We start from the raw sequence: 8387 nt of genomic DNA, 5'->3' as shown, positions 1-8387 counted from the left end.
CGCCCCCCCCCCCCCCCCCCCCCCCCCCCCCCCCCCCCGCCCCCCCCCCCCCCCCCCGCCCCCCCCCCCCCCCCCCGTCAGTGTCACTGCGGCCAGGGCCTGTCCGGCGGATCGGGCCGGCTCCTACGCCCCCGCGATGGCCTCGGCCGCCGCTCGGCCGCAGACCCGGGCCGCACCATGGGTGGCGAGGTGCAGCGCGCCACGGGCCGGAGCCTGAGGTACTCCCATCTCGACCACGATCGTGTCGGGGCGGGCCGCCAGCAGGGTGTCGAGGGCCGCCGTCATCCAGGGGTGGCGGTGTTCGTCACGGACGACGGCGACAAGGCGGCGCTCCCCCGCCGCGGCCAGCGCCTCCCGCCCCGCCTTCTCCCCCGCGAAGCTACCCGTCTCCGTGCCGGGCAGCAGGCGGGCGAGCTCTGCGGCGATGCCCCAGGGAGTCTCGTCGCCGACGGCGATGTTGGCGCCCGGCGTGAACGCGGCGACGTAAGGCGCCTCGGTGAGCGGGGTGAAGGACTCCCCGCCGGTCACCCGCAGGGCGCGGCGGGCCGCCCGCAGACCCACCTCGGCGTCGGCGGCCGGGGCCCCGGCGCCTGCGCCGACGGTCCAGGCGGCCAGCTCCCGGACTCGCCGGGCGGCGTCGGCGAGCCGTTCTTCGGGCAGTTCCCCGGCGCGCACGGCCGTGACCAGGGTGTCCTTGAGGCGCCGTACCGTCTGCTCGTCCGAGAGGCCGCCGCCCACGCAGATGGCGTCGGCCCCGGCCGCGATGGCGAGGACACTGCCGCGTTCGATGCCGTAGGTGCCCGCGATGGCCCGCATCTCCATGCCGTCGGTGACGATCAGGCCGTCGTAGCCGAGTTCACCGCGCAGCAGGTCGGTGAGGATGCGCCGGGAGAGGGTCGCGGGGCGGTCCGGGTCCAGGGCCGGGACCAGAATGTGGGCGCTCATCACCGCCCGGCTGCCGGCGGCGATGGCCGCGCGGAAGGGGGTCAGGTCGCGCGCGTCCAGGACGTCCGCGGCCACGTCGATGCGGGGCATCGCGTGATGGGAGTCGACGGCGGTGTCGCCGTGCCCGGGGAAGTGCTTGGTGCAGGCGGCGACCCCGGCCGACTGCAGGCCGGTGACGTACGCGGCGGTGTGCCGGGCGACCAGGTCGGTGTCGGCGCCGAAGGAGCGGACGCCGATGACCGGGTTGGCGGGGTTGGAGTTGACGTCGGCGGACGGGGCCCAGTCGAAGTGCACTCCGCATGCCGCGAGGCGGCGGCCGAGGGCGAAGGCCACCTCGCGGGTCAGCTCCACGTCGTCGACCGCGCCGAGGGCGTGGTTGCCGGGGAACGACGATCCGGTCCGTACCTCCAGGCGGGTGACGTCCCCGCCCTCCTCGTCGATGGCCACCAGGACGTCGTCGCGCTCCGCGCGCAACTGGGCGGTCAGGGAGGTCACTTGCTCGGGTGTGGCGATGTTGCGGCCGAACAGGCCCACGGAGGCCAGGCCCTCGCCGAGCCGGCGCAGCAGCCAGTCGGGGGCCGTGGTGCCGGTGAAGCCGGGCTGGAGGACCGCGAGCGCGTCCTGGGTCAGGGTGTCGGTGCCGCTGGCCAGTGTCGTCATCGGGTGGTGTTATCCCTTCACGGCGCCCGCGGTCAGGCCCGCGGCCATCTTGCGCTGGACGAGGAGGAAGAGGACGACGATCGGCACGGCCATCATGGTGGATCCGGCCATCATCGGGGCGTACTCGGTGCCGTGCTTCGTGGTGAAGTTGCCGAGCCAGACGGTCGCGGTCTGGTGCTCCTGGCTGAGCAGCATCAGGGCGTAGAGGTACTCGTTCCAGGCCTGGATGAAGCCGTAGACCGAGGTGGCGACCATGCCGGGGGCGAGGAGCGGGAAGACGACACGGATGAAGGCCCCGGTGCGGGAGCAGCCGTCGACCATCGCGGCCTCCTCCAGCTCCCGGGGGATGTTGACGATGAAGCCGCGCAACGTCCAGACCGTGAACGGCAGGATGAAGGTCAGGTACGTGATGATCAGGCCGGAGAGCTTGTCGTACTGGTCGAGGTCGTTCAGCAGCAGGAAGACCGGAATGATCATGGAGACCAGCGGGACCATCTGCACCGCGAGGATGCCGACGATCACGACCTTGCGGCCGCGGAAGGCGAACCGGGAGATGGCGAGCGCGGCCAGCAGGCCCACGGCGATGCCGATCGCCACGACGGACAGCGACACGATCAGGCTGCGGCCGACCGGGCCCCAGAAGTCGGCGATGTCCAGTGCCCGGCTGAAGTTGGACAGGGTGACGCCGGTCGGCAGCAGGCTCGGGTCCGGGTCGATGGCGTCCTTGGCCGGTTTGAACGCCGTGTTGAGCATCCAGTAGACGGGGAAGCCGGCGGTGACGAAGACCAGCAGGCCGAGGAGGTTCCAGCCGAGCCGCGACGACCGGCGCCGCCCGGCAGTGAGGGTGCTCATTCGACCTCTCCGATCTTCAGCATCTGGCGCATGTACACGGCGACCACACCCAGCAGCAGGACGACGGTGATCAGGGCTATCGCCGAGCCCTGCGCATAGTCGTTGACCACGAAGGCACGGTCGTAGGAGTAGGTGGTCAGGAGCTGGAACTCGGCTTCGGGGTGCCCGTTGCGCATCACGAAGACCTGCGGGAAGACCCCCATGTCCCAGATGACCGACAGGGTCGTGAGCATCACGATGATCGGCTTGAGGATGGGCAGGGTGACGTACCGGAAGACGCCCCAGGCGCCCGCACCGTCCAGGCGGGCCGCCTCCTCCAGCTCCTTCGGGACCTGGGTGAGGCCGGCGCTGAGCGTGATGACCACGAAGGGGACCGCTCCCCAGACCACCAGCAGCATGATCACCGCCAGGCCCTCGGGTCCGCTCGCGAACCAGTTGTGGCCGATCAGATCGATGCCCGGCACCTTGCTGAGCAGGGCGTTGAGGATGCCGTAGTCGGCGTCGAAGAGCCATTTGAAGACGGTGGTCGCGACGATGACGGGCATGCCCCAGCTGGCCACCAGCGCAATGTTGACCAGGGTCTTCACCCAGCCGGAGACACGCTGCAGCAGCAGGGCCACGAGCATGCCGAGGACCATGGTGAAGATCACCGAGCCGGCCGCGAAGACGATCGTGCGCAGCACGACCTGCCAGAACTCGCCGTCTCCGAGCACCTTGGAGAAGTTGTCGAACCCGGCCGACTCGGGCGCCTGGAAGCCCCACAGCTGTGACTGGCCGAACTTCTGGAACGACAGGGTGACCAGCCGGACCAGGGGGTAGCCCATGACCAGGGCGAGGACGAGCAGACAGGGGGCGAGCAGCAGCCACGGCGTGGCCGGTCCGTCCGACCTGCGCGCTCGGCGTGGTCGGTCCGTGGGGCCCGGTGGCGGCGCCTGCCGCGGTGGCGGCACCTTTGCAGGGGTGGTCGTGTCTGCGGCACTCATCGCGCGCTCCTCAGCGGTCCCTCAAGCCGTGCGCGAGCGCACCCGCGCATGGTCGTACGGAAAGGCAGGGCCCCGCCCCGACATCCCCCCGGGGTCTCGGGGCCCTGCCTGAAGGTCACTTGGTGTTGATGACCTTGTCGATCGCGGCGTCCGCTTCCTTCGCGGCCGCCTCGACCGACTTCTTGCCGGTGCCGATGTTCTGCAGCATGGTCTGCAGGACCTGGGCCTTCTCGACCTGGCTCCAGCCGGGTGCCATCGGGACGAACCAGTTGGACTCGGCCGCGGTGGCCGGGACCGCGGTCGCCGGGTCGTTCTTGAGGGTGGCGAGGTCGGTCTTGTTGTTCGGCAGGTTGCCCTTGGCCATCAGACCCTTCTGGCCCGCAGGACCGGTGAAGGCGTTGATCCACTCGGCGGCCACGGCCTGGGCCTTGGACTTCACCGGGATGGCGAGGTCGGAGCCGCCGAGGAAGACCGGCATGTTCTTGCCGGACGGGCCGGGCATCACGAAGTTCTCGAGGTTGTCCTTCAGCTTGCCGGTCTTGTCGGCCTTCGGGTCGGCCGCGCTCGCGCCCTCCCAGGCCGCGCCGAAGATCATGGCGGACTTGCCCTGGCCGTAGACGATGTAACGGTCGGACTCGTCCTTGGTCTTGTCGCCGTGCATGTACTTGTCGACGATCGTCTTGAACTCGTTCAGGCCCTTGAGGGACTCGGGCGAGGAGAGGTCGGCCTTCCACTGGCCGCCCTCCTGCTTGGCGATGGAGCCGCCGGCGTCGTAGACGAAGGACATCGCCGCGTACCAGTCACGGGTGGGCTGGTACCAGGCGTTGAACTTGTCGCCCTGCTTCTTCTGGATCTTGTCCAGGTCGGCGGTGAGCTCGCTGTACGTCTTCGGAACGGCCTTGATGCCGGCCGAAGCGGCCACGTCCTTGCGCCAGTTGGCGACCCGGCCGCCGGCGTAGTAGGGCACGCCGTAGGTCTTGCCCTCGTAGGTCACCGAGGTCTTCAGGCCGTCCAGCCAGGCGGAGGAGCTGTCGAACTTGGCCGGGTCGACGGGCGCGAAGGCGCCCTTGACCATGTAGCCGAGCATCTCGCTGTTGCCCATCTCGACCACGTCGGGGGCCTTGTCGGTGGCGAGGACGGCGTCCAGCTTGGTGTTCTTGTCCGGCCAGCCGTAGTACTCGTGCTTGATCTTGATGCCGGGGTGGTTCTTCTGCACGGCGGCGTCCGCGGCCTTCACCAGGTCCGGCCAGTTGTTCTGGGCGTCGACGGTGAGCCAGACCGTCAGCTCCTTGGCGTCCGCCCCCTGCGCCTTGTTGTCGTCCTTGTCGTTGCCACACGCCGCGATGGAGACGACCATGCCCGCGATACCGATCGCGGCTGCCAGCTTGCGCTTCACGCCACCCTCCTCAGGGATGCCACAAACCCCCCTGCCTCCCCGCGGTGTCACGTCAACGCGCCGTACCGCCCTTGGGGCCGGGTCCTGGATCAATGGTGTAGACCAGTACGGGGAGCTTGGCCCAGACCAATAGGCCTGTCAAGGGTGTTCCGACAGGGGCCGGGCGTCCGTGATGCGACCGAGATATGCAGGGACCTTTCATTGCGCAAGCGGCAGATCGGACGATCGCGTTCCGGTGGACCACACACCCTCCACACCCCCATGGACTAGACCAACCGGGAGCGCGAAGATAGAGGGAGGAGATCACGGCGCGTGCGGGTGGACCCCTGCCCCACGAAGCCGTGCCACGATGTGAGCCGGGGCCGATGGGACTGTCGGTCGCTTTCGGCATCCGGAGCCGGGAAGGCAGAGCATGAGCACCGACGTCAGCAGCGCGGAGAACGAGGCCGGCGCGACTGTCCGTACCGCCCGCGTGCCCAAGTACTACCACCTGAAGAAGCACCTTCTGGACCTGACGGAGACGCAGGCGCCGGGCACTCCCGTCCCGCCCGAGCGGACGCTGGCGGCCGAGTTCGACACCTCCCGCACCACCGTCCGGCAGGCCCTGCAGGAACTGGTCGTCGAGGGCCGGCTCGAGCGGATCCAGGGCAAGGGCACCTTCGTCGCCAAGCCGAAGGTCTCGCAGGCGCTGCAGCTCACCTCGTACACCGAGGACATGCGCGCCCAGGGCCTTGAGCCCACCTCGCAACTGCTGGACGTCGGCTACATCACCGCCGACGACCGGCTCGCCGAACTGCTCGGCATGACGGCCGGCGGGCGCGTGCTGCGCATCGAGCGACTGCGCATGGCCAACGGCGAGCCGATGGCCATCGAGACCACCCACCTGTCCGCCAAGCGCTTCCCGGCCCTCAGGCGGTCGCTCGTGAAGTACACGTCTCTCTACACCGCGCTGGCCGAGGTGTACGACGTCCATCTCGCCGAGGCCGAGGAGACCATCGAGACCTCGCTGGCCACCCCGCGCGAGGCAGGCCTGCTCGGCACCGACGTGGGCCTGCCGATGCTCATGCTGTCCCGCCACTCGCTGGACCGGGAGGGCAATCCCGTGGAGTGGGTGCGCTCGGTCTACCGAGGCGACCGGTACAAGTTCGTGGCGAGGCTCAAGCGCCCCCAGGACTGAGCCGAGTTGGCGTCTTCACGCCACACCCCCGAAATCGACATACCGTTATGCGGACGAGGTCTTCCGCTGCCGCGACACCGTCACCTAGATTGCCTGCGCATTACAACAGGTGATCAGCGAGGGGACGGAACGTGGCATGTCCGAAACACCTGAAGTGAGACCACCGGTCGTGACACCGGTCCGCGTGATCATCGGTCTGTGTCTCGTCGCGCCCTTCGTGGCGATGCTGTGGGTGGGCTCGTACGGCAAGAAGGATCCGGCGCTCATCGGGATCCCGTTCTTCTACTGGTACCAGATGCTGTGGGTCGTCATCTCCACCGCCCTCACGATGATCGCGTACAAGCTGTGGCAGCGTGACCAGAACGCCCGCAGGGCCACGCAGAACGAGGGGGCGGCCCGATGAAGGACGGCGTCAACGGCGTCGCGCTCGGCGTCTTCATCTTCTTCTTCCTGGCCGTCACGGTCATGGGCTTCCTCGCGGCGCGCTGGCGCCGGGCCGACGACGAGCACTCCCTGGACGAATGGGGCCTGGGCGGACGGTCGTTCGGCACCTGGATCACCTGGTTCCTGCTCGGCGGCGACCTGTACACGGCGTACACCTTCGTCGCCGTACCGGCGGCGATCTACGCGGCGGGCGCGGCCGGCTTCTTCGCGGTGCCGTACACGATCCTGGTCTACCCGCTGATCTTCACGTTCCTGCCCCGCCTGTGGTCGGTCTCGCACCGCCACGGCTACGTCACGACCTCGGACTTCGTGCGCGGCCGCTTCGGCTCCAAGGGCCTGTCGCTGGCCGTGGCGGTCACCGGCATCCTGGCGACGATGCCCTACATCGCGCTCCAGCTCGTCGGCATCCAGGCCGTGCTGGACGTGATGGGCGTCGGCGGCGGCGAGAACACCAACTGGTTCGTCAAGGACCTGCCGCTGCTCATAGCCTTCGGCGTGCTGGCCGCGTACACCTACTCCTCGGGTCTGCGGGCGCCCGCGCTGATCGCGTTCGTGAAGGACACGCTGATCTACATCGTCATCGCGGTGGCGATCATCTACATCCCGATCAAGCTGGGCGGGTTCGACCACATCTTCGCCAAGGCCGGCGACAAGTTCACGGCGGCGGGTGCGGGCGGTCTCGTACCGGCCCCCGCGGGCCAGTGGACGTACGCCACGCTGGCGCTCGGCTCGGCGCTCGCGCTGTTCATGTACCCGCACTCGATCACCGCGACGCTGTCCTCCCGCAGCCGTGAGGTGATCCGGCGCAACACCACGATCCTGCCGCTGTACTCGCTGATGCTGGGCCTGCTGGCCCTCCTCGGCTTCATGGCGATCGCGGCCGGGGTGAAGGTCTCCAACAACCAGCTGGCGATCCCGCAGTTGTTCGAGGACATGTTCCCCAACTGGTTCGCGGGCGTGGCCTTCGCGGCGATCGGCATCGGCGCCCTCGTGCCCGCGGCCATCATGTCCATCGCGGCGGCGAACCTCTTCACCCGCAACATCTACAAGGACTTCATCAAGCCCGACGCCACGGCCGAGCAGGAGACCCGGGTCTCCAAGCTCGTCTCGCTGCTGGTGAAGGTGGGCGCGCTGGTCTTCGTCCTGACGATGGACAAGACGGTCGCCATCAACTTCCAGCTGCTGGGCGGCATCTGGATCCTGCAGACCTTCCCGGCCCTGGTCGGCGGCCTCTTCACGCGCTGGCTCCACCGCTGGGCGCTGCTCGCCGGCTGGGCGGTCGGCATGGTCTACGGCACGCTCGCCGCGTACGGGATCGCCTCCCCGACGAACCCGGCACAGAAGCACTTCGGCGGCAACGCCAAGGAGATCCCGGGCATCGGGGAGATCGGTTACATCGGCCTGACGGCGTTCGTCCTCAACGTCGTGGTCACCGTGGTCCTCACCCTCGTCCTGAGGGCCGTGAAGGCCCCCGAGGGCCTGGACGAGACCAGGCCGGAGGACTACACGGCGGACGCGGGCGAGCCGGGGGTCCAGGTGGAACTGACCCCGACGGCAACACCCTAGGGAGCGCACAACCCGCAGCGGGCCGCCGGCATCGAGCAACAACGGCGGCCCGTTCTCATGCCTCCCGCCATACACAAGTTGACGCTCTGAAGCCACCACGACACACAACAGACACAACATCTGGGGGTGACACCACGACCCGGCACTAGATGTATGCTCATCCTCGCTGTCGCCGCAGGGGAATCCGGTGCGAATCCGGAACTGTCCCGCAACGGTGTACTTGCGTGCATCCGCACGCCTGTGTCAGTCCGAGGACCTGCCGGCAGCGTGCGCCCGGCCGTCCGGTCCGGGTGCCTTCAGACGTCCGGGCCTCGTGGAGTGGGCCGGTGGACGCGACGCCGTGTGCGCTCGTGCTGCCCCCTGC

The 8387-nt window shown here is 69.0% G+C and carries 7 protein-coding genes and 1 riboswitch; of the genes, 3 read left to right on the top strand and 4 right to left on the bottom strand.

Features of this window, described 5'->3' with window-relative positions:
* Positions 1–123 precede the first annotated feature (123 nt).
* The 4 genes from ACZ5DS_RS13000 to ACZ5DS_RS12985 form a co-directional block, all read right to left on the bottom strand.
* Positions 124–1605, bottom strand: a complete 1482-nt coding sequence (locus ACZ5DS_RS13000; RefSeq protein WP_468236970.1) for a glycoside hydrolase family 3 protein — start codon at positions 1603–1605, stop codon at positions 124–126.
* Between the two features lie 9 nt (positions 1606–1614).
* Complete coding sequence (locus ACZ5DS_RS12995; protein WP_468236968.1) at positions 1615–2457, bottom strand: carbohydrate ABC transporter permease; 843 nt, start codon at positions 2455–2457, stop codon at positions 1615–1617.
* Positions 2454–3440, bottom strand: coding sequence for a carbohydrate ABC transporter permease (locus tag ACZ5DS_RS12990; RefSeq protein WP_468236965.1), 987 nt, complete (start codon positions 3438–3440; stop codon positions 2454–2456). Before ACZ5DS_RS12990 ends, ACZ5DS_RS12995 begins: the two co-directional genes overlap by 4 nt.
* Positions 3441–3555: 115 nt before the next feature.
* A complete protein-coding gene (locus ACZ5DS_RS12985) occupies positions 3556–4836 on the bottom strand; it encodes an extracellular solute-binding protein (protein ID WP_468236963.1) in 1281 nt (426 codons plus the stop codon).
* A 412-nt stretch (positions 4837–5248) separates the two neighbouring features.
* On the opposite strand from ACZ5DS_RS12985, the gene ACZ5DS_RS12980 reads away from it, so the two are divergent.
* The 3 genes from ACZ5DS_RS12980 (at position 5249) to mctP (ending at position 8023) form a co-directional block, all read left to right on the top strand.
* Positions 5249–6013, top strand: coding sequence for a GntR family transcriptional regulator (locus ACZ5DS_RS12980; protein WP_468236961.1), 765 nt, complete (start codon positions 5249–5251; stop codon positions 6011–6013).
* Between the two features lie 136 nt (positions 6014–6149).
* Entirely contained in the window at positions 6150–6416 is a 267-nt protein-coding gene (locus ACZ5DS_RS12975; RefSeq protein WP_468236958.1) for a DUF3311 domain-containing protein, read from the top strand.
* Entirely contained in the window at positions 6413–8023 is a 1611-nt protein-coding gene (gene mctP, locus ACZ5DS_RS12970; protein WP_468236956.1) for a monocarboxylate uptake permease MctP, read from the top strand. Before ACZ5DS_RS12975 ends, mctP begins: the two co-directional genes overlap by 4 nt.
* Before the next feature lie 153 nt (positions 8024–8176).
* Positions 8177–8301: riboswitch (cobalamin riboswitch) on the top strand.
* Positions 8302–8387: the final 86 nt, after the last annotated feature.

The organism is Streptomyces sp. NPDC031100, assembly GCF_055570785.1.
Note: the sequence above shows the minus strand (reverse complement) of the source record. Positions and strands in the feature narration are given on the sequence as shown.